Origin of the sequence: Burkholderia sp. MSMB0856, from assembly GCF_001524645.2 — a bacterium.
GTDB lineage: Bacteria > Pseudomonadota > Gammaproteobacteria > Burkholderiales > Burkholderiaceae > Burkholderia > Burkholderia diffusa.
In genome coordinates, this window is the sequence record NZ_CP013427.1 from 3,404,186 (window position 1) to 3,425,654 (window position 21,469).

Annotated in this window: 20 protein-coding genes and 1 tRNA gene; 7 read left to right on the forward strand and 14 right to left on the reverse strand. The window is 67.8% G+C overall.

Going from position 1 to position 21,469, the window contains the following annotated elements; translation table 11 throughout:
- Positions 1 to 265 precede the first annotated feature (265 nt).
- The 5 genes from WS87_RS17205 (at position 266) to rodA (ending at position 6,589) form a co-directional block, all read left to right on the forward strand.
- Positions 266 to 1,309, forward strand: a complete 1,044-nt coding sequence (locus tag WS87_RS17205; RefSeq protein ID WP_004189550.1) for a rod shape-determining protein — start codon at positions 266 to 268, stop codon at positions 1,307 to 1,309.
- 127 nt (positions 1,310 to 1,436) lie between these two features.
- Positions 1,437 to 2,525: a rod shape-determining protein MreC gene (gene mreC / locus WS87_RS17210; RefSeq protein ID WP_059819955.1), complete on the forward strand. Its 1,089-nt coding sequence runs from the start codon at positions 1,437 to 1,439 to the stop codon at positions 2,523 to 2,525.
- The gene (gene mreD, locus WS87_RS17215; RefSeq protein WP_009687274.1) at positions 2,522 to 3,034 is read left to right on the forward strand and encodes a rod shape-determining protein MreD; all 513 of its coding nucleotides are present in this window, start codon (positions 2,522 to 2,524) and stop codon (positions 3,032 to 3,034) included. The genes mreC and mreD overlap by 4 nt, the downstream gene beginning before the upstream one ends.
- Before the next feature lie 109 nt (positions 3,035 to 3,143).
- Complete coding sequence (gene mrdA / locus WS87_RS17220) at positions 3,144 to 5,429, forward strand: penicillin-binding protein 2 (protein ID WP_059819956.1); 2,286 nt, start codon at positions 3,144 to 3,146, stop codon at positions 5,427 to 5,429.
- An 11-nt stretch (positions 5,430 to 5,440) separates the two neighbouring features.
- Positions 5,441 to 6,589 carry a rod shape-determining protein RodA gene (gene rodA / locus WS87_RS17225; RefSeq protein WP_059819957.1) on the forward strand — a complete coding sequence of 383 codons (1,149 nt, stop codon included), beginning with the start codon at positions 5,441 to 5,443 and terminating at the stop codon, positions 6,587 to 6,589.
- A gap of 108 nt (positions 6,590 to 6,697) precedes the next feature.
- On the opposite strand, the gene WS87_RS17230 is transcribed toward rodA, so the two are convergent.
- From WS87_RS17230 to def, 14 genes are all read right to left on the reverse strand, one after another.
- Positions 6,698 to 7,474: a tetratricopeptide repeat protein gene (locus tag WS87_RS17230; protein ID WP_059819958.1), complete on the reverse strand. Its 777-nt coding sequence runs from the start codon at positions 7,472 to 7,474 to the stop codon at positions 6,698 to 6,700.
- Positions 7,471 to 8,256, reverse strand: coding sequence for an HpcH/HpaI aldolase family protein (locus tag WS87_RS17235; RefSeq protein WP_059819959.1), 786 nt, complete (start codon positions 8,254 to 8,256; stop codon positions 7,471 to 7,473). Before WS87_RS17235 ends, WS87_RS17230 begins: the two co-directional genes overlap by 4 nt.
- A 275-nt stretch (positions 8,257 to 8,531) precedes the next feature.
- Positions 8,532 to 8,984, reverse strand: a complete 453-nt coding sequence (queD, locus tag WS87_RS17240) for a 6-carboxytetrahydropterin synthase QueD (protein ID WP_014895699.1) — start codon at positions 8,982 to 8,984, stop codon at positions 8,532 to 8,534.
- Between the two features lie 18 nt (positions 8,985 to 9,002).
- Positions 9,003 to 9,635: a 7-carboxy-7-deazaguanine synthase gene (gene queE / locus WS87_RS17245; protein WP_059468636.1), complete on the reverse strand. Its 633-nt coding sequence runs from the start codon at positions 9,633 to 9,635 to the stop codon at positions 9,003 to 9,005.
- Positions 9,636 to 9,710: 75 nt separating this feature from the next.
- Positions 9,711 to 10,445, reverse strand: coding sequence for a 7-cyano-7-deazaguanine synthase QueC (queC, locus tag WS87_RS17250; protein ID WP_059534927.1), 735 nt, complete (start codon positions 10,443 to 10,445; stop codon positions 9,711 to 9,713).
- A gap of 349 nt (positions 10,446 to 10,794) precedes the next feature.
- Positions 10,795 to 10,870, reverse strand: a tRNA-Phe gene (locus WS87_RS17255).
- A 62-nt stretch (positions 10,871 to 10,932) separates the two neighbouring features.
- Positions 10,933 to 11,634, reverse strand: a complete 702-nt coding sequence (gene esaR, locus WS87_RS17260; protein ID WP_059819960.1) for a response regulator transcription factor EsaR — start codon at positions 11,632 to 11,634, stop codon at positions 10,933 to 10,935.
- Positions 11,635 to 14,049 (reverse strand): sensor histidine kinase EsaS, encoded by a 2,415-nt coding sequence (gene esaS, locus WS87_RS17265; protein WP_059534923.1) that lies wholly within the window; start codon positions 14,047 to 14,049, stop codon positions 11,635 to 11,637.
- On the reverse strand, positions 14,039 to 14,629 hold the full coding sequence (locus WS87_RS17270; protein WP_044847362.1) for a DUF4390 domain-containing protein: 591 nt from the start codon (positions 14,627 to 14,629) through the stop codon (positions 14,039 to 14,041). The genes esaS and WS87_RS17270 overlap by 11 nt, the downstream gene beginning before the upstream one ends.
- Entirely contained in the window at positions 14,626 to 16,014 is a 1,389-nt protein-coding gene (gene rsmB / locus WS87_RS17275; protein ID WP_059819961.1) for a 16S rRNA (cytosine(967)-C(5))-methyltransferase RsmB, read from the reverse strand. The genes WS87_RS17270 and rsmB overlap by 4 nt, the downstream gene beginning before the upstream one ends.
- Before the next feature lie 175 nt (positions 16,015 to 16,189).
- Positions 16,190 to 17,047 carry a zinc metalloprotease HtpX gene (gene htpX / locus WS87_RS17280; RefSeq protein WP_006485774.1) on the reverse strand — a complete coding sequence of 286 codons (858 nt, stop codon included), beginning with the start codon at positions 17,045 to 17,047 and terminating at the stop codon, positions 16,190 to 16,192.
- Between the two features lie 100 nt (positions 17,048 to 17,147).
- A complete protein-coding gene (locus WS87_RS17285; RefSeq protein WP_059819962.1) occupies positions 17,148 to 17,789 on the reverse strand; it encodes a LysE family translocator in 642 nt (213 codons plus the stop codon).
- Positions 17,790 to 17,899: 110 nt separating this feature from the next.
- Complete coding sequence (gene fmt, locus WS87_RS17290) at positions 17,900 to 18,895, reverse strand: methionyl-tRNA formyltransferase (RefSeq protein WP_059819963.1); 996 nt, start codon at positions 18,893 to 18,895, stop codon at positions 17,900 to 17,902.
- 34 nt (positions 18,896 to 18,929) lie between these two features.
- Entirely contained in the window at positions 18,930 to 19,433 is a 504-nt protein-coding gene (def, locus tag WS87_RS17295; RefSeq protein WP_059607517.1) for a peptide deformylase, read from the reverse strand.
- 184 nt (positions 19,434 to 19,617) lie between these two features.
- Between def and dprA the strand changes: the two genes are divergently transcribed.
- A complete protein-coding gene (gene dprA / locus WS87_RS17300; RefSeq protein ID WP_059819964.1) occupies positions 19,618 to 20,937 on the forward strand; it encodes a DNA-processing protein DprA in 1,320 nt (439 codons plus the stop codon).
- A gap of 36 nt (positions 20,938 to 20,973) precedes the next feature.
- Positions 20,974 to 21,354, forward strand: coding sequence for a thioredoxin family protein (locus WS87_RS17305; protein ID WP_059819965.1), 381 nt, complete (start codon positions 20,974 to 20,976; stop codon positions 21,352 to 21,354).
- Positions 21,355 to 21,469: the final 115 nt, after the last annotated feature.

Genomic DNA, 21,469 nt, shown 5'->3' on the forward strand with positions numbered 1-21,469 from the left:
AAAAATACCGTCCGTTTCGATTCAAATACCGTGAAATTATAAGGTATCATTACGCGTTCGACCCAAACCCGGCAGCCTTTTCCCGCACCGTTTCGCCCCGCTTCGGCAAGCCGTGCGTGCTTCGTGCGATCCCCGGTAGACATCACTCGCAGCTTCGTGCGCCGCGGCGGCCGCTTCCGCCACGCTTCCCGAGGCTGTTATTTTTTCCGCTGCCGCCCTCAGCGTTCGCTATGCAGGGCCGGCCCAGAGCGAAACAGGATTCTGAATGTTCGGTTTTTTGCGCAGCTACTTCTCCAACGATCTGGCGATCGACCTCGGCACCGCAAACACCCTGATCTACATGCGCGGCAAGGGCATCGTGCTCGATGAACCGTCCGTCGTGTCGATTCGTCAGGAAGGCGGCCCCAACGGCAAGAAGACGATCCAGGCGGTCGGCAAGGAAGCCAAGCAGATGCTCGGCAAGGTGCCGGGCAACATCGAGGCGATCCGCCCGATGAAGGACGGCGTGATCGCCGACTTCACCGTCACCGAGCAGATGATCAAGCAGTTCATCAAGACGGCACACGAGTCGCGCATGTTCTCGCCGTCGCCGCGCATCATCATCTGCGTGCCGTGCGGCTCGACCCAGGTCGAGCGTCGCGCGATCAAGGAAGCGGCGCACGGCGCCGGCGCGTCGCAGGTCTACCTGATCGAGGAGCCGATGGCGGCCGCGATCGGCGCGGGCCTGCCGGTGTCGGAAGCCACGGGCTCGATGGTCGTCGACATCGGCGGCGGCACGACGGAAGTCGGCGTGATCTCGCTCGGCGGCATCGTCTATAAAGGCTCGGTGCGCGTCGGCGGCGACAAGTTCGACGAGGCGATCGTCAACTACATCCGCCGCAACTACGGGATGCTGATCGGCGAACAGACCGCCGAGGCGATCAAGAAGGAAATCGGCTCCGCGTTCCCGGGCTCCGAAGTCAAGGAAATGGAAGTGAAGGGCCGCAACCTGTCGGAAGGCATTCCGCGCAGCTTCACGATCTCCAGCAACGAAATCCTCGAAGCGCTGACCGATCCGCTGAACCAGATCGTGTCGTCGGTGAAGATCGCCCTCGAGCAGACGCCGCCGGAACTCGGCGCCGACATCGCCGAGCGCGGGATGATGCTGACGGGCGGCGGCGCGCTGCTGCGCGACCTCGATCGCCTGCTCGCGGAAGAAACCGGCCTGCCGGTGCTCGTCGCCGAAGATCCGCTCACCTGCGTCGTACGCGGTTCGGGCATGGCGCTCGAGCGCATGGACAAGCTGGGCAGCATCTTCTCGTACGAGTGATCGCCTAAGCAGTCCCGTTTGATATGGCGCACCCGCGGCGTGGCCGGATCGCTCGTTCAGAACGAACCGCCGCGCCGTTTGCGCGTCTGAGCATTATTTAACCGATCACACGCGCCCGGCGCCGACCATGGAATACAGTCCGCCGCCCCTCTTCAAGCAAGGTCCGCCCGCGCTCGCGCGGCTCATCTTCTTCGTCGCCCTCGCCATTGCGCTCCTCGTGTCGGACGCGCGCTTCAGCACGCTCGAAATCGTCCGCGGCGTGCTCGGCACCGTGCTGTACCCGCTGCAGCGCGCGGCGCTCGTGCCGCGTGACCTGTTCATGGGCGCGGCCGACATCGCCGTTACGGGCGCATCGCTGCGCCACGAGAACGACGCGCTGCGCAAGCGCAACCTGCAATTGTCCACGCAGGCCAACCAGGCCGCGGTGCTCACGCAGGAAAACATGCACCTGCGCGCGGTGCTCGAGCTGCGGCAGCACATCGCGACGCAATCGACGCCCGTCGAAATCCAGTACGACACCAGCGACCCGTTCACGCAGAAGATCGTGATCGGGCAAGGTTCTCAGCAGGGCATCCAGAACGGCGCGCCGGTCGTCAGCGAGGACGGCGTGATCGGCCAGATCACGCGCGTGTTCCCGCTGCAGGCCGAAGTCACGCTGATCACCGACCGCGATCTCGCGATTCCCGTGCAGGTGCTGCGCACCGGCCTGCGCAGCGTGATCTACGGCACGCCGAAGGGCGACTCGCTCGACCTGCGCTTCGTGCCGACGAGCTCGGACCTCGTCGCCGGCGACGAACTCGTCACGAGCGGCCTCGACGGCGTGTATCCGCCGGGCCTGCCGGTCGCGAAGGTCGTGCGCGTCGACAAGCTCGCCGATACCGCGTTCGCGCGCGTGACCTGCGCGCCGGTCGCCGCCGTGCGCGGCGCGCGCCAGATGCTGGTGCTGCACTACCAGAACGACGTCCCGCCGCGCCCGGCCGAGCCCGATCCGGCCGCCGAGAAGAACGCGAAGGGCAAGAAGGGCGCCAAGGCCGCCGCGAAGGGCGACAAGGCCGAAAAGGCCGACGCGAACGCGAAGGCGGCCGACGCGAACGCGAAGGCGGCCGCCGCGGCCGCGCCCGGCGCGAAACCCGCGCCGTCGGCACCCGTCGCTCCGGCCAAGCCCGCCGTCGCGCCCGCGAAGCCCGCGGCCGGGCAACCAGGAGCCCAGCGATGAACCGCCCGCAATACATCCTGCAGCCGGTCAACCCGTACTTCATCGTCTTCAGCCTCGCCGCCGCATTCCTGCTGAACCTGATGCCGTGGGGCCGCCTGCCCGGCGTGCCCGATTTCGTCGCGCTCGTGCTGCTGTTCTGGAACATCCACCAGCCGCGCAAGGTCGGGATGGGCGTCGCGTTCGCGCTCGGCATCCTGATGGACGTGCATGACGCGGGGCTGCTCGGCGAGCACGCGCTTGCCTATACGCTGCTGTCGTACGGCGCGATCACGATCCACCGCCGCGTGCTGTGGATGCCGATCGGCGTACAGGTGCTGTACGTCACGCCGCTGCTCGTCGTCGCGCAGTTGGTGCCGTTCGTGATCCGCCTCGTGATGGGCGCCGCGTTTCCCGGCTGGCGCTATCTGGTGGACGGCTTCGTCGAGGCCGCGCTGTGGCCGATCGCGAGCCACCTGCTGCTGATGCCGCAACGCCGCCCGGTTGACCCGGACGATACGCGCCCCATCTGAGCCGGACCGACCTTGAATACCCGCCGCCCCCACGCCCGCGCGCCGCGCTCCGGGGCGGCGCCTCGCCCGCGCGCGCTCGCCGCGCACGGGCCAGACCGATCGTAACCGCATGACCGAATTCAACGACACCCAACAGCAGCTCTCGAAGTTCCGCCTGCGCGTCGCGGCGGCGGGCGTGTTCGTGTTCGTCTGCTTCGGGCTGCTCGCGAGCCGCTTCTTCTACCTGCAGTTGATGCAGCACGGCAAATACGCGCTGCAGGCCGAGGAAAACCGCATTTCGGTCGCGCCGATCGTGCCGAACCGCGGGATCATCACCGATCGCAACGGCGTGGTCCTCGCGAAGAACTATTCGGCGTACACGCTCGAGATCACGCCGTCGAAGCTCGACGACACGCTCGACAACACGATCGACAAGCTATCCGCGATCATCCCGATCGACGCGCGCGACCGCCGCCGCTTCAAGAAGCTGCAGGAAGACTCGAAGAACTTCGAGAGCCTGCCGATCCGCACGCGCCTCACCGACGCGGAAGTCGCGCGCTTCACCGCGCAGCGTTTCCGCTTCCCCGGCGTCGACGTGCGCGCGCGCCTGTTCCGCCAATACCCGCTCGGCACGACGGCCGCGCACGTGATCGGCTACATCGGCCGCATCTCGAAGCGCGACCAGGATCGCATCGACGCGATCAGCGACGACAACGACAGCGACCAGGAACACTACGATCCGCGTCGCGACGCGAACAACTACAAGGGCACCGACTACATCGGCAAGATCGGCGTCGAGCAGAGCTACGAAACCGAGCTGCATGGCCTCACGGGCTTCGAGGAAGTCGAGGTGACGGCCGGCGGCCGGCCCGTGCGCACGCTGTCGCGCACGCAGGCGACGCCCGGCAACAACCTCGTGCTGTCGCTCGACATCGGGCTGCAGCAGGTCGCCGAGCAGGCGTTTGCCGGCAAGCGCGGCGCGCTCGTCGCGATCGAGCCGAAGTCGGGCGACGTGCTCGCGTTCGTGTCGTCGCCGAGCTTCGACCCGAACTCGTTCGTCGACGGCATCGACCAGCAGACCTGGGACGAGCTGAACAACTCCACCGACAAGCCGCTCCTGAACCGCCCGCTGCACGGCACCTACCCGCCCGGCTCGACGTACAAGCCGTTCATGGCGCTGGCCGGCCTGACGCTCGGCAAGCGTTCGCCGGGCTGGGGCTTCCAGGATCCCGGCTACTTCACGTTCGGCGGCCACACGTTCCGCAACGACGTGCGCTCGGGCCAGGGCTGGGTCGACATGAACAAGGCGATCATGGTGTCGAACGACACCTACTTCTACATGCTCGCGCGCGACCTCGGCGTGAACGCGATCGCGAACTTCATGAAGCCGTTCGGTTTCGGCCAGATCACCGGCATCGACATCCAGGGCGAGGCGCGCGGGATCCTGCCGTCGACCGACTGGAAGAAGAAGGCGTTCAAGAAGGCCGCGCAGCAGAAGTGGTTCGACGGCGAGACGATCAGCCTCGGGATCGGCCAGGGCTACAACTCGTTCACGATCCTGCAGCTCGCGCACGCCACCGCGACGCTCGCGAACAACGGCGTCGTGATGAAGCCCCACCTCGTGAAGGAAGTCGAGGATCCGATCACGCGCGGGCGCCATCTGACCGTGCCGAAGGAAAGCGAAACGATTCCGCTCAAGCAGGCCGACATCGACGTCGTGAAGCGCGGGATGGAGAACGTGATCGAGAACCCGTCCGGCACTGCGTACAAGGTGTTCCGCGGCGCGCCGTACCTCGCGGCCGGCAAGACCGGCACCGCGCAGGTGTTCTCGCTGCAGGGCTCGAACTACAAGGGCCACCTGCTCGCCGAGCACTTGCGCGACCACGCGCTGTTCATCGCGTACGCGCCGGTCGACCATCCGCAGATCGCCATCGCGCTGGTCGTCGAGAACGGCGGTTGGGGCGCGCAGGCCGCGGGCCCGATCGCGCGCCGCGTGCTCGACTTCTACCTCGTCGATCGCCAGAAACCGGAGAACGAGGCGGCCGCCGTCGCCGCCGCTGCGTCGGCGACCGAGCCGATCAACGCACCGGTGATCGGCGATGCCTCGAAGACCGTGTCCGTCGCGGCCGGCTTCAAGGCGCTTGCGCAGCCCGTCGTGCCGACCGCGGCCAGCGCGGCGGATGCGGCATCGGCCGCGTCGGCGCCCGATGCATCGGGTGCGGCCGGGGCAAGCGCGGCGCAGCCGGCCGTCGCGAGCGCCGCGGCGCCGATGCCCGCGAGCCTGCCGCCGATCCGGCGCCCGCACCGGCCGCGCCGGCCCGCCAGCGACGCGCAGCCGCTCGCCACCGCGCCGCGCGACGACAACTCCCGTGCCCTGGCCGCCGCGAAAGCGGCGAACGCCGGCACCGCTCATTAACGGAGAAAGGCATGCAATTCGACAAGCGCGCCTGGCTCGACAAGATCAAGCAGATGTTCGCGGGCTTCGACCGCCCGCTCGCCCTCATCGTGTTCCTGCTGCTGTGCGTCGGCATCGTCACGCTGTACAGCGCGTCGATCGACATGCCGGGCCGCGTCGAGGACCAATTGCGCAACATCCTGCTGACGTTCGTGCTGATGTGGGTGATCGCCAACATTCCGCCGACGACGCTGATGCGCTTCGCGGTCCCGCTGTATTCGTTCGGGGTCGCGCTGCTGATCGCGGTCGCGCTGTTCGGGATGACCAAGAAGGGCGCGAAGCGCTGGCTGAACGTCGGCGTCGTGATCCAGCCGTCGGAAATCCTCAAGATCGCGACACCGCTGATGCTCGCGTGGTATTACCAGCGCCGCGAAGGCGGCCTGCGCTGGTACGACTTCGTCGCCGCGTTCGGGATCCTGATGGTGCCGGTCGGGTTGATCGCCAAGCAGCCCGACCTCGGCACGGGCCTGCTCGTGTTCGCGGCCGGCTTCTTCGTGATCTACCTCGCCGGCCTGTCGTTCAAGCTGATCGTGCCGGTGCTCGTCGCGGGCGTGATCGCGGTCGGCTCGATCGCCGTGTTCGAAGAGCGCATCTGCCAGCCCGAAGTGCAGTGGCCGCTGATGCACGACTACCAGAAGCACCGCGTGTGCACGCTGCTCGACCCGACTTCCGACCCGCTCGGCAAGGGCTTCCACACGATCCAGGCCGTGATCGCGATCGGCTCGGGCGGCGTGCTCGGCAAGGGCTATCTGAAGGGCACGCAGGCCCACCTCGAGTTCATTCCGGAGAAACACACCGACTTCATCTTCGCGGTGTTCTCGGAGGAATGGGGGCTCGCAGGCGGCCTCGTGCTGCTGACGCTCTACATGGCGCTGATCGCGCGCGGGCTCTACATCGCCGCGCAGGGCGCGACGCTGTTCGGCCGGCTGCTCGCGGGCTCGCTCACGCTCGCGTTCTTCGTCTATGCGTTCGTCAACATCGGGATGGTGAGCGGCGTGCTGCCCGTCGTCGGCGTGCCTTTGCCGTTCATGAGCTACGGCGGCACCGCGCTCACGACGCTCGGCATCGCGATCGGGATGATCATGAGCGTCGGGCGACAGCGGCGGCTAATGAAGAGCTGACGCCGCAGCACGGCACGCGGTCGCCGGCAGAGCAGTCTGCGACAAAAAAAACGGCGCCTCGTGCGCCGTTTTTCCTTGGGCAGGTCGAATGCGATGCGTGCCGCCCGCTCACTGCGGCGTCGCGCGCGGGCTCCCGTGGTCCGCGCCGGCGCCCGATGCCGGTTCCTGCGTCTTCAGGCGCGCGCTCAGCTCCTTGAATTTCAGCCCGGCTGTCTCGTCGCCCTGCGCGGCCGCGGCCGCGTAATACGCGCGCGCGATGTTCAGGTTCTGCGTGACGCCGTCGCCGCCGCGCTCGTAGAACGATGCGGTCACGTACTGCGCGGTCGGCTCGCCCGCGTCGGCTGCCTGCTTGTACCACGCGAACGCCTGCCGGTTGTCGCGCGGCGTGCCGCGCCCGTCGAGAAACTGGTTCGCGAGCGACAGCTCGGCCTGCACGTGCCCCTGCTTCGCCGCACGCAGGAACCAGCGGTGCGCTTCGGCCGGATTGCGTGCGACGAACTCGCCGTCGTCGAACATCCGCCCGTACACGTACTGCGCATGCGACATGTTCGCGTCGGCCGCCCGCTTCAGCCAGCGCAGCCCTTCGTCGACGTTCGCGGTCACGCCGACGCCGGTGAGCAGCATCATCGCGTAGTTAAACTGCGCGAGCCGGTCGCCGCGTTCGGCCGCGTCGTGGAACTGCACCAGCGCCGCGCGATAGTCGCCAGCGTTGTAGTCGGCCACCGCGGATTGCGTCTCGCGCGCCGGGTCCGGCTTCGCGTGCGGCGCATTCTGCGCGACCGCCGCGACGCACACGGCCCACAGCCCGAACATCGTGCCGATCCGCGCGCATACGCCGGCCGTACGCCGCGCGCTGCCGGGCCTCGCGCCGTCGCCGCCGTTCATGACCGCACCTCCTGCAGCGCCTGGCGCGTCGCGCGCAGCAGCCAGCTCACGTCGGCCGACAGCGTGATCATCCGGTAGCCGGCCTCGCGATACTGGCGCGCGGTCGCGGTATCGCTCGCGAAGATGCCGACCGCGACACCGGCCTGCTTGCCGGCCGCGAGCACGCGCGCCATCGCGGTTTCGACGTCCGGGTGGCGGCTGTCGCCGAGATGCCCGAGGCTCGCCGCCAGATCGGCCGGGCCGACGAACAGGCAGTCGACACCCGGCGTCGCGGCGATCCGTTCGACTTCATCGATACCGCGCGCCGATTCGATCTGCACGATCACCGCGACCTGCGCGTTCGCCGTCTGCAGGTAATCGCGGCGCATGCCGAACGCCGCCGCGCGCACCATGCCGGCCACGCCGCGCAGCCCGTCGGGGGAATCCGGCGACGGGAAGCGCGTGAGCCGCACTGCGTGCGCGGCCTCGTCGGGCGTCTCGATGCACGGGAACATCAGCGTGCGCGCGCCGGCGTCGAGCGCGCGCTTCACGAGCCACGGCTCGCGCCCCGGCACGCGCACGACGGGCTCGCTCGGCAGGTGCGCGGCGGCCAGCGCGCGCAGTTGCGATGCGACGTCGCGGCTGTCGTTCGGCGCGTGCTCCATGTCGATGCAGAGCCAGTCGTAGCCGGCGTGCGCGAGCGCTTCCGCGGCCGTTTCGCAGCCGAGCGACAGCCACATGCCGTACAACGGCTCGTCGCCGTCGTGCAGACGTTGTTTGAGGGAATTGGTGAGCGTGCTCATCGATACGGCCTCCGGGACGGAACGGCAATCGAACGGGACAAGCAACAAGCGAAGCGGGCGCAACACGTGCCCTGGAACGTCAGTCGGCCATGGGCGGCCGATCTGACAACGCGGGCCGCGCGCTGGCGCACGGATGCGTTTTCCGGTGCCACGCAGCGATCATAGCGCGGCGTTACGCGGAATGTGGGAACAGGCGGGGAGCGGCGCCGGACGAGGCCGCACGGCGCGGCGGCAGGCAGCCCGCGCCGGTTGGCGAGGCTGCCGAAAAGGCAGGATCAGCGGCCGGGCTGGCGTTCGACGTCGGCCCAGCAGTTCGGCGTTTCGTACAAGCGCACGCGTTCCAGGCGCAGGTTCACGCCGTAGTGCGCGTCGTACACGTTCGCGAGGATGTCGAACGCGATCGCCGCGAGGTTCTCGACGGTCGGGATCCGGTCGATCACGACGGTCTTGTGGTCGGCCATCTGCTCGAGGAACGAGCGCACGACTTCGTCGCGCGCGTAGACCAGGAACGCGTGATCCCACTTGTTGACGAGGTGCTCGACCGCGAGCGCCTTCACGTCGGCGAAATCCATCACCATGCCGCGGTCGGGCGCCCCCTCGGTATCGACGAGATCGCCGCGCAGCGTGACTTCGAGCACGTAGCGATGGCCGTGCAGGTTCCGGCACTGGCTGCGGTGATCGGGAATGCGGTGGCCCGCGTCGAATTCGAGTTTTCGGGTAATCAGCACGATGTCAAAAGCCGTGGCTCAGGGAATGTTCAGATATTTGTGGGTCTGCATCGACAGCCGCCACTGTGGATGCCGCTTGCACCAGTCGATCGCGAGCTTCGTATTGAGATCGCGCGACGGGCCGTCCATCGGCTGCACGAGAAAATACTCGAAATCGAGCTTCGCGTAGTCGGCAAGCCGCTGGTTGTCCTGCGGGATCACGACCTTCAGTTCGTTGCCCTTCGTGACGACCAGCGGCGCGTCGGCCTTCGGGCTCACGCAGATCCAGTCGATCGTTTCGAGCACGGGCAGCGAGCCGTTGGTCTCGATCGCGATCTCGAAGCCCGCCGCATGCAGCGCGTCGACGAGCGGCTGGTCGAGCTGCAGCATCGGCTCGCCGCCCGTGCAGACGACGAAGCGATGCGCTTCGCCGTCCGGCCACAGGCCGGCGATCGTCGCGACGAGTGCTTCGGCGTCCTTGAACTTGCCACCGTTCTCGCCGTCGGTGCCGACGAAGTCCGTATCGCAGAAACGGCACACGGCGTCCGCACGATCCTCTTCGCGGCCCGACCACAGATTGCAGCCGGCGAACCGGCAGAACACGGCCGGACGGCCCGCGTTCGCGCCCTCGCCCTGCAACGTGTAGAAAATTTCCTTGACCGCGTAAGTCATCGTGCTTCGTCCGGCTCGCGCCGCTCGTTGTCGATCAGAATCCGTTATTCATCCGGCGCTGCCGCCGCACCCGCGTCACAGCGGTGCTTCGGTCACACGCTCGCCCTTCAGGTAGGCCTCGTAGCCGCGCTTGCGCAGCTTGCAGGCCGGGCATTCGCCGCAGCCGAAACCCCAGTCGTGCAACTCCGCGCGCTCGCCCACGTAGCACGTGTGCGTCTCGACGCGGATCAGCTCGACGAGCGCCTCGCCGCCGAGTTGCTCGGCGAGTTGCCACGTCTGCGCCTTGTCCAGCCACATCAGCGGGGTCTCGAGCACGACGCGCGTATCCATCCCGAGGTTCAGCGCGACCTGCAGCGCCTTCATCGTGTCGTCGCGGCAGTCCGGGTAGCCCGAGAAATCGGTCTCACACATCCCGCCGACCAGCACACGCAGACCGCGGCGATAGGCGATCGCGGCCGCGATCGTCATGAACAGCAGGTTGCGGCCCGGCACGAACGTGTTCGGCAATCCGTTCGCCGCGGTCTCGATCTCGATCGTACGCGTCATCGCCGTATCGCTGATCGCGCCGAGCACCGACAGATCGATCATGTGATCGTCGCCGAGGCGGCCCGCCCATGCGGGAAACCGGTGCTTCAGCGCATCGCGCACGCCTTCGCGACATTCGAGTTCGACGCGATGGCGCTGGCCGTAATCGAAGCCGAGCGTCTCGACCGTCTGGTAGCGTTCCAGGGCCCAGGCCACGCACGTGGCCGAGTCCTGCCCGCCGGAAAACAACACGAGCGCGCCGTCTTTAGCGTCTGTCCGAATCACCGTGATACTCCGTGAATGTATAGGCTCGCGTCGCGCTGCGCCTCGGGGCCGGCTGCCGCCGGGCGGCCCGACGCGTGCCGGCCTGCGCCGGCTCGACCAGTATAGGCAGCGCGGTCGGCCGCGAACGCGGCGGCGCGCTTATACCGCCCATCGCGCGGCATCGTTGCCGCGCGTCACGGCGGCGCCTGCGGGCTGCCTGCCGTGCGCATGAAGCGATGCGCTAAGTCATTGAGCGGGCACGGATTTTATCACGCCCCGACGAATGCTGCCGGGCGCGCCGCCGATGCCGCGCAAACCCACCACAAACGAAAAACCCCAAGAACCTTCCGATTCTTGGGGTTGGAACTGCTGGTGGCCTGGGACGGAATCGAACCATCGACACGCGGATTTTCAATCCGCTGCTCTACCAACTGAGCTACCGGGCCAACGAAGAAGAGAAAGTATATCCAGCCCTCATCACTTGCGCAAGTGTTTTTCGCGAAATATTTTATGCGGCGCCTTCGGACGGCTTCTTGCCGAGCTCGACGCCGAGCTGCTTGAGCTTGCGATAGAGGTGCGTGCGCTCGAGGCCCGTCTTCTCCGCGACGCGCGTCATGCTGCCGTTCTCGCGCGCGAGGTGATATTCGAAGTACGCGCGCTCGAATGCGTCGCGCGCTTCGCGCAACGGGATGTCGAACGGAATCGCGGCCGTCTGGCCCACGAGGCCGAGCGCCGTGACCATGTCGTCGCCGAGCGTCGGCAGCGCGGCCGCGGATGCAACGGCCGCCGGCCCCGATGCTTGCCCGATACCGGCTTTCGCCGCCGCGTTGACGGACACCGGTGCCGCGCCGCGCGCGAGACCGTGCTCGACGGACTTCAGCAGCTTCTGCAGCGCGATCGGCTTCTCGAGGAAATCGAGTGCGCCGATCTTCGTCGCCTCGACGGCCGTGTCGATCGTCGCGTGCCCGGACATCATGATCACGGGCATCGTCAACAGGCCCTGCGCCGCCCATTCCTTGAGCAGCGTGACGCCGTCGGTATCGGGCATCCAGATATCGAGCAGCACGAGATCGGGCGCCTGATTCAGGCGGTATTCCCGCGCCGCCTGCGCGTTCTCCGCCGCCTCGACGACATGTCCTTCATCGCTGAGGATCTCCGAGAGCAATTCCCGGATGCCCATTTCATCATCTACCACCAGGATGGTTGCCATTTACGCTGCCTTTGTCTGCACACTTGCTTTTGTCTTGGCGGGAGCCGTCCCGCCCTGCGCGCCGGATTCGGCGCCTGGCGTATCGCTCGCCATCTGCAGGAACAGGATCGACACCTGCGCACCCTCGACGGTCTCGCCGTGCATGCGATTGCGCAGATCGATCCGCGCACCGTGCTCGTCGACGATTTTCTTGACCGTGGCCAGCCCGAGCCCCGTGCCCTTCGCCTTCGTCGTCACGTACGGCTCGAACGCACGGGTCAGGATGCGTGCCGGAAAACCGGGCCCGTTGTCGGACACGGTAAGACGTACCGCGACGCGCGTTTTGCCCTCGGCGTCGGGATCGCCATATTCTACTGTCTTGGTTTCGATCAACACACGCGGATGCGCGACTTCCGCGACCGAATCCTGCGCGTTCTGCAGCAGGTTGTGAATCACCTGGCGCAGTTGCGTCGCGTCGCCGCGAATCACCGGCAGCGACGGCGCGAGTTCGGCGACGATCGCGCTCTTGCCTTCGCCGACACCATACAGCCCGAGCACCTCGCTCGCCAGTTCGTTCAGCTGCAGGTTCGCGAGCACCGCCGGCGGCGTGCGCGCATATTCGCGGAAGTCGTCGACCATCCGCTTCATCGCGGCCACCTGGTTGACGATCATCGTCGCGCCGCGCTTGAGCACGTCCGCATCGGGCGGTGCGAGCTTGTCGGACAGCTTCATCTGCAGCCGCTCGGCCGACAGCTGGATCGGCGTCAGCGGGTTCTTGATCTCGTGCGCGAGCCGTCGCGCGACCTCGCCCCATGCGACCGAACGCTGCGCGGAAATCACGTCGGAGATGTCGTCGAACACGACGACGTAGCCGGACGTCTGAGGATCGTCGGCCTCTCCCTCGACCGTCGACACGAGGCGCGTGCCGCGCACGAGCAAGGTCAGCGGATCGGCTTCGCCCGGCACCTCGATCGCGAACTGCTGCTGCCAGTGACCGCGATCGCCGCTGCCGCCGTCCGAAGCCGCTTCGCGATCGGCGAACGCCTTGCGCACCATCGCACCGAATTCCGCGACGACGCCGATTCGGTCGAGCGCCGTGCCGATCATCGAGCTGAACGGCTGCCGGAAGATCCGCTCGGCGCCGCGGTTGGCCGTCGTCAGCCGGAACTGGCGATCGAGCACGAACACGCCGGCCGTCAGGTTCGCGAGGATGCTCTCGAGATACGTCTTCGAATGCTCGAGCGCGATGCGGTTCTTCTCGACCGCCTGCCGCGCCTCGGACAGCTGGCGCGTCATCGCATTGAACGACTGCGTGAGGAAGCCGAGTTCGTCGCGCGACTTGATCTCGCGCTTCGGCGTGTAGTCGCCCTCCGTGACCTCCTTCGTGCCCTGCGCGAGCAGGAACAGCGGCCGCGCGAGCTGCTGGCCGAGCGCGAGCGCGAGCATCATCGCGATGAAGGTCGCGAGGAACAGCGCGAGCGTCAGCGTGCCGATGTACATCTTGCGCAGCCCGGTGCGGCCGAGCGATTTTTCCTGATATTCGCGATACGCGCGCTGCACCGCGTCGGCGTTGTGCGCAAGCGTGGGCGGCACCGGCTGCGTGAGCTGCAGGAATCGCTCCGCCGGTTGCAGCAGCGACGTCGTCGCATCGGGAATCGGCCGCACGACGCGCAGCCGCAGCGCGCCCTTCGCGCCGTGCGCGCGCGGGTCGCCGTCGACCTCGCCCTCGATCGCCGCATACGCGCCGTGTTCGCGCGCCTGACTCAGCATCAGCGGCGTCGGCAGGTCGTCCGGAATCAGCGCGGCGAAATTGCCCGACGCCTGCGCGACGATGTGCAGCTCGGGCGCCGCGCCGGAGCCGCCGCGGCTCGGCTCGACGATCGTCGCATCCTGCACGCCGAACTGATCGCGCAGACGCAAGAGCGTGAGCGTCGTGCCGTTCGTGTTCGCATCGACGCTCGCGAGCTGGTCCGACATCAGCCGCGCCTTCGTCTGCAGGTCGGACAGCGACGCGTCGAGCATCCCGCGGCCGAGGTTCAGGCCGGCCGTCAGCGCGGTCTCGACGTTCACGTCGAACCACGACTCGATACTGCGCGACACGAACTGATACGACACGATGTAGATGATCCCGCCCGGCACCACGCCGACGAGCGCGAAGAACACCGCGAGCTTAGCGAGCAGCCGCGTGCCGAACTTGCCCTTCCTCAGGCGCACGACGATCATCCCGATCAGACCGAGCACCACCAGCAGGAACACGAGCGCGACGATGATGTTCATCGCGTACAGCCACGAGTAGTAGCGGTCGAAGAATTCGGTGTTCGCGCTCGCGGCCGCGAGCAGCACGAGCAGCAGCAGCGCCGTGAGCGCGACGGTCGAGACGATCACGCGAACGAGGAGGCTCTTCCCGCTGGCCGCGCGGCGCACTTTATTTAGCACGTTCGGTCACCGTGAAAGTGAAGCGCTTCCAGTCCGACCCGAGCGTCCAGTCGCGGTTGTTCACCGCGTCGACCTGGAATGGCTTCGGCATCAGCGCCGTATCGAGCTGCATCCGCACCGAGGCAGTGTAGGTTTCGCCGGCGCGCACCTGGTTGCGGTCGATCACGTGCCACGACGTGATGTGCCGGACGACCGCGAGCGCGTCCTTCAGCGACGGGAAGCCGAGTTGCAGCCCGCCCGTCGACACGCGGTACTCGCGCGTGAGCGGCTGGAACGACAGGCGGATCGTCTGCGACACCGACACCGGCTGCTCGTCGAACCAGTACCAGCGCGCGCGGCCCAGTTCGAAGTCGGTCGTGAAGTAAAGCGGGATGCCCTTGTTGACCGCATCCTCGAGGTTCGGATTCAGCTCGAAATCGAAGCGGGCATCGAGGCTCCAGCCGCTTCCGTCAGCCTGCAGCGATGCGCGCTGCACGGCGATCGACTCGGCACGCGCCGGCCGAACGACAGTCAGGCACAGCGTCAACGCGACCAGCAGGACGGCCGCGAGCCGAAGTGGAAAAAGGTGTTTGATCGTCACCGTTTCTGAAACCGCGCGTAGAAAAATCCGTCGTGATCGGTGTTCTGGTCGAGTGCGCCGGCCGCCCCGCCGTGCACGCCGCCCGGCAGCAGTTGGCCGGGCGCGTCCAATCGTACCGCATCTTCACAGGCCGCTTCAAACCAGCGAGCCTGCAACTCACCTTCCTCGGGGAAGATCGAACAGGTCACGTAGAGCAGTTCGCCGCCCGGCTTCACGAGCGGCCACAACGCCGTCAGGATGCGGCGCTGCTCCGCGACGAGCGCGGCGATGTCGGCTTCGCGACGCAGCCAGCGAATATCGGGATGACGACGCACGATGCCGGACGCCGAGCACGGCACGTCGGCGAGGATGCGGTCGAACGGACGGCCGTCGTACCACGCATCCGGCGCGCCCGCATCGCCGACGCGCACGTCCGCCGCGAGCGACAGGCGCGCGAGGTTCTCGCCGATGCGCGCCGCGCGGGTTGCGTCGCTTTCGAGCGCAACGACTTCGGCGTCGGCCAGTTCGAGGATATGTCCGGTCTTGCCGCCCGGTGCCGCGCACGCATCGAGCACGCGCATGCCGTCGCGCGCACCGAGCCATTCGGCCGCGAGCTGCGCACCGGCATCCTGCACCGATACGACGCCGTCGGCGAAGCCCGGAATGCGGTCGACCGGCAGCGCCGACGCGAGCCGCACCGCGTGGCGACCGATCGCGGTCGCGTCGATTCCACTCGCGCGCAGCGTGTCGAGATATGCGTCGACGGTCGCGCGGCGCGCGTTCACGCGCAGCGTCAGCGGCCCCTGGCGCTCGCCGGCCGCAAGAATCGCCTGCCAGGCATCCGGCCATGCACGCTTCACCGCATCGACCCACCAGGTGCGGTAATTCCAGCGTGCGACGGGATCATCCTGCATCGCCGCGACGAGCGCGTCGCGCTCACGCTGGAAACGCCGCAGCACAGCGTTGACCAGCCCTTTCGCGAACGCAAATTCGCGCCGTGCGCCGATCACGGTCACGGCCTGGTCGACGATCGTGAATGCCGGGTACGCGGCCGCCTCCTCCGGATCGAGCATCAGCGCGAGCGCACCGGCGAGCACCGCATGCACATGCGCGGGCGGCGCCTTGCTGACGAGCCGGCCGATCAGCCAGTCCGCACTGCCGAGACGACGCATCGTGCGGTACGCGACGTCCTGCGTCGCGCCGCGCGCCAGCGCCTGCGCGCCGGCCGGCATCTGCGCGAACACCGCGGCCAGTGCCGCCGGCAGCGCGGTGCCGCGCCGCACCGCATCGACGGCCTGCGCGGCCGCGTCGAGTGCGAAGCCCAGCGAATCGGGCGCGAGATGCAGCGCGGACAGGCGCGCGGCGCGGCCGGAGGAAGACTGAGCGGAGGAGCGGGTTCGTGTCATCGGAGCAAAATCGGCAAACGGGCGCCGCGAGCGGCGGGAACCCTGCGGCCGCGTGGCCGCCGCGATTCCAAACCGCGCATTGTAGCGTGAGGTCATGCGTCCCCTTTACGGGGCGCACAAATGAAACACCCCGCAGCGCAGGGCATGCGGGGTGACGTGTCGAGCGCGACGCGACTTAGTCGAAGCGGCCGGTACGCGCCATCTCCATCAGACGCGCGATGCGCTCCTCGGTCGCCGGGTGCGTGGAGAACAGATTCTGCAGACCACCGCCGTGAAGCGGGTTCATGATCATCATCTGCGCGGTGGCCGGATGCGCTTCGGCCGCCTGGAACGGGATGCCGGCCGCATAGCGATGGATCTTGTCGAGCGCGGTGGCGAGCGACTGCGGATCGCCGGATATCTGCGCGCCGCCGCGGTCGGCCTCGAACTCGCGCGCGCGCGAGATCGCCATCTGGATCAGCGCACCGGCGATCGGTGCGAGCAACGCGACCGCAATCCCCGCGATCGGGTTGGCCGGACGGCCGTTTTCATCGCGACCGCCAAAGAACATCGCGAAGTTGGCCAGCGCCGAAATCGCGCCCGCCATCGTCGCGGTGATCGTCGAAATCAGGATGTCGCGATGCTTCACGTGCGCGAGCTCATGCGCCATCACGCCGCGCATCTCGCGCTCGGACAGCACACGCAGGATGCCCGTCGTCGCGGCGACCGCCGCGTGCTCGGGGTTGCGGCCCGTGGCGAACGCGTTCGGCGCGTCCTCATTGATCAGGTAGACGCGCGGCATCGGCAGGTTCGCGCGCGTGGCGAGTTCGCGCACCATCCGGTAGAACTGCGGCGCCGTGTTCTCGTCGACTTCCTGCGCGTTGTACATGCGCAGCACCATCTTGTCGGAGAACCAGTACGAGAAGAAATTCATGCCGAGCGCGAACAGCAGCGCGATCGTCATGCCGCGCGAGCCGCCGATCATGCCGCCGATCACGATGAACAGGGCCGTGATCGCGGCCATCAGCATCGCCGTTTTGACCCAATTGAACATACCCACTCCTTATCCGTCAGGGGACCCGCCGCACATCACGATGCACGGCGGAAAATTGTAAGTGATTTGTTAGATAAGGTCTTGCCGGAAAAATTCAATTTCAGCGTTGCGTCGCCGCGAGCCGCAACCCGAGGCCGACGAAGGCGCTGCCCACCGTGCGGTCAAGCCACTTCCTGACGCCTGGCTTGCCGGAAAAGTGCTGCGTGACGCTGCCCGCGACCCACGCGACGATGCAGGTCCAGACCGTGCTCATCACGACGAACACCGAACCGAGCGCCAGGAACGCCAGCGCCTTGTGCGGGCTGTCGGCCGACACGAACTGCGGGAAGAACGACACGAAGAACAGCACGACCTTCGGGTTCAGCACGTTGGTCCAGAAACCCTGCATGAACAGTTGGCGCAGCGGCCTCGCCGCCGTGACCCGTGCCGCCTCGGCGCCTGCCGGCGCGGCGGCCTGCTTCGCGAGGATCATGCGCACGCCGAGGTAAATCAGGTAAGCGGCACCGATCAGCTTGATCACCGTGAACGCGGCGGCCGACGCCGCGAGCAGCGCGGTCAGGCCGAACGCGCACGCAAGCGCATGCACGCAGCAGCCGGCGGAGATGCCGAGCGCGGACATCAGCCCCGCGCCACGGCCCTGCGCGACGCTGCGGCCGACGATGTACGCCGTATCGGGGCCGGGCGTGACGTTCAGCAGGAAAACCGCGAGCACGAAAAAGCCGAAATGGGTGATACCAAGCATGGGAACCTCGAAACCGGAAAGCGCAGGGAAATTCTACGCGCGCCTGCCGCGCCGCGCGACTCGGCCATTCGGCCGATTGCGCATGACCGGCATGTCGGGTCGAATGACGCTCAAAGCCCGTCGGGCAATGCGAAGCGCTGGCCCGCGGCGAGCGGCGAGCCGGCCAGGAATTCGCGCGCGGGCAGCCGCTTGCCGCCCGGCTTCTGCAGTTGCGTGACGCGCAGCGCGCCGCCACCGCCGCAGGCGACGACAACACCTTCCGGCGCAGCCTCGACGATCGTGCCGGGCGCCGTGTCGACAATCGCGCCGCGCGCCGCCACCGGCTCGGCCGCCCACAGCTTGATTGCCGCGCCGTCGAGCATCGCGACGCCGCCCGGGAACGGGTCGAACGCGCGCACCTGGCGCGCGAGCACGTCGGCCGGCTTGCGCCAGTCGAGCGCCGCTTCGTGCTTGCCGATCTTTTCCGCATAGGTCACGCCGTCGGCCGGCTGCGGAATGGCGGGCAGCGCGCCGTCGCGCTCGAGCCGCACGAGCGCGTCGACGATCAGGCGCGCACCGTCGGCGGCCAGCCGGTCGTGAAGCGTCGCGGTCGTATCGTCAGGCGCGATCGTGAGGCGCGCTTCCTCGATCATCGCGCCGGTGTCGAGGCCGACGTCCATCTGCATCAGCGTGACGCCCGTCTCGGCGTCACCGGCTTCGATCGCGCGATGAATCGGCGCGGCGCCGCGCCAGCGCGGCAGCAGCGACGCGTGGATGTTGATGCAGCCGGCGCGCGGAATGTCGAGCACCTCCTGCGGCAGCAGCAGGCCGTATGCGGCGACCACCATCACGTCGTGCGGTGTCGCGCGCAGCAACTCGATCGCGTCGGCCGCTTCCTCCGGGTACTTGCCCGCGCGGCGCAGCGACGTCGGCTGCGCGACGGGCATCCCGTGCTCGACGGCATAGCGCTTCACGACGCTCGCCTGCAGTTTCATCCCGCGCCCGGCGGGGCGGTCGGGCTGGGTGAGCACGAGCGGCACCGGGAAACCGGCCTCGTGGATCGCGGCGAGTGCGGCCGCGGCGAATTCCGGCGTGCCGGCAAAAATCACGCGCAACGTATGGGTCATGACAGCGTTCGGGATCGGGCTGGGCAAACGCGCGTCACATCGCGCGTTCGAGTTTCTTCATCTTCGTCTTGATACGGGTCTGCTTCAGCGGCGACAGGTATTCGACGAACACGCGACCCATCAGGTGATCCATCTCGTGCTGCACGCACACGGCGAGAAGGCCCTCGCAGTCGAGCTCGAAGGTTTCGCCCTGCTCGTTGAGCGCACGCACACGCACGTGGTCGGGACGCTCGACTTCGTCGTAGATCCCGGGCACCGACAGGCAGCCCTCCTCGTAGATCTGTTTCACGTCGCTCGACCAGATGATCTCGGGGTTGATGAACGCGCGCAGTTCGTTCTTCTCCTCGGAGACGTCGATCACGATCACGCGCTCGTGCACGTCGACCTGCGTCGCCGCGAGGCCGATGCCCGGCGCGGCGTACATGGTTTCGGCCATGTCGGCGACGAGCTTGCGGATCCGGTCGTCGACCTTGTCGACGGGCTTGGCGACCTTGTGCAGCCGCTTGTCGGGGTAATGAAGAATGTTCAGCAAAGCCATGGTGTTCGGTATTCGGTGGAGCGGCGCGCCGCATCGGCCATCCGGCCGGCTGGCGCCGCCGCCGGGATGCAATGAAGATGAGGCGGACGCGCGGCATGTCAATGCCGCGGGTCTGCCTCCTGCAATCGGCCGGACGCTCGTGCGCGCGGCCCTATCGAGTATTTCGGATGATGAAAATTTTATCATGGCGCCACGCTGTTCGCTGGCCGTCGCATTCGAGGGGAACCTCATGTCGCCGCAAGCGCTGACGACCTCCGCGTTGCGTGCGTGGCTGCAGCTCGCGCATGCACCGGGACTCCCGCCCGCCGTGCTGCGTGCGCTGCTCGATGCATTCGGCTCGCCGACGGCGCTGCTGCGCGCATCCGACCAGGCCATCGGTGCGGCGAGCAGCGCCGCCGCCGCGCGGGCGGTGCGCACCAGCCAGCGGAACGACCTCGACGCCCGTACCGACGCCGCACTGGCATGGCTCGACGCACCGGGCAACGCGATCGTCACGCTTAACGATCCCGTCTATCCGCCGCGGCTGCGCGACCTGCACGATCCGCCACCGCTGCTATATGTAAAGGGCAGGCTCGACTTGCTGCATGCACGCGGGCTCGCCGTGGTCGGCAGCCGACATGCGACGCCGCAGGGGCTCGCAGACGCCACACGCTTCTCGCATGCGCTGTCCGATGCAGGCCTCGTGATCGTCTCCGGTCTCGCGCTCGGCATCGACGGCGCCGCACATCGCGGCGGGCTCGACGGCCGCGCCGGCACGGTCGCGGTGATCGCGACGGGCGCCGATCTCGTCTACCCGGCTCGGCACCGCACCCTTGCGCACGAGATTGCCGCACGCGGCGCGATCGTTTCCGAATGGCCGCTCGGCACACCCGCGCGGGCGGCGCATTTCCCGCAACGCAACCGGCTGATCGCTGCGCTCGCGCTCGGCGCGCTCGTCGTCGAAGCCGCGCCGCGCTCTGGCTCGCTGATCACCGCGCGGCTCGCGAACGAGCTGGGCCGCGACGTGTTCGCGATGCCGGGCTCGATCCACGCGCCGCTCGCGCAGGGCTGCCACGCACTGATCCGCGACGGCGCGAAGCTCACTACGACGCCGCTCGACGTGCTCGAGGAATACGGGTTGGGCGAACCGGCTGTTCACGCCAGCCGCACGGAGAATTCACGTTCGCGCCCCGATAACGGTGGAACGACCGACATCGTCGTGCCGTGCGCGGGCGAGCACATCGAGAAGGCGGGTTCCGCCATTCCGGTCGCCACGCCCGCCGAGATCGACGGCACGCCAACCGACAACCCGGCCGAACAGTCCGTGCTCGCCGCACTGGGATACGGCCCCGTTACTTACGAGTGGCTTGCCGAGCACACCGGTCTGTCCGACGACGCGCTGCACCGCGCGCTACTCGGGCTCGAACTGGCCGGCCGCGTGGCGAGCATGCCCGGCGGACGCTTCGCGCGGCTTGACGCAACGCCCACCCCGCCCGCGTCCGGCATGCTACAGTCCCCCGCATAGAGGCGGCCGTGCCGCCGACGCTACCCAAGGAATTCCATGCCCGCGCTGAATCTCGACACCGATGCCGATCGGATCGCCGAGCGCCTCGCCGATCCCGACACGCTGCTGGTCGCCTGCCTGTGCGCCGAGTGGTGCGGCACCTGCCGTGACTACCGAACGGCCTTCGACCAGCTCGCCGACGCCCATCCCGACACCTGCTTCGCGTGGATCGACGTCGAAACCCATGCCGACCGGCTCGACGATCTCGACGTCGAGAATTTTCCGACGATCCTGATCGAGGACGCGAACACCGCGCGCTTCTTCGGCACGGTGCTGCCGCACGCGGCGATCGTCGAACGGATGCTGTCCGACCTGAGCGCCGTGCCCGGCGCGCCGCACGCACCGAAATTGCGCAACATCCTGAATGTCGAGGCGTAAGCCACGCACCGGCCCGGCAGCTTTTCGCGCCGTTGCGCGTGCCGCCGCGCCGGGCGCTTGCCGCCGTTGCGGCCCCCCACTATGATGAGCCGCTTTTTGCACGCCGCGCCGCCGT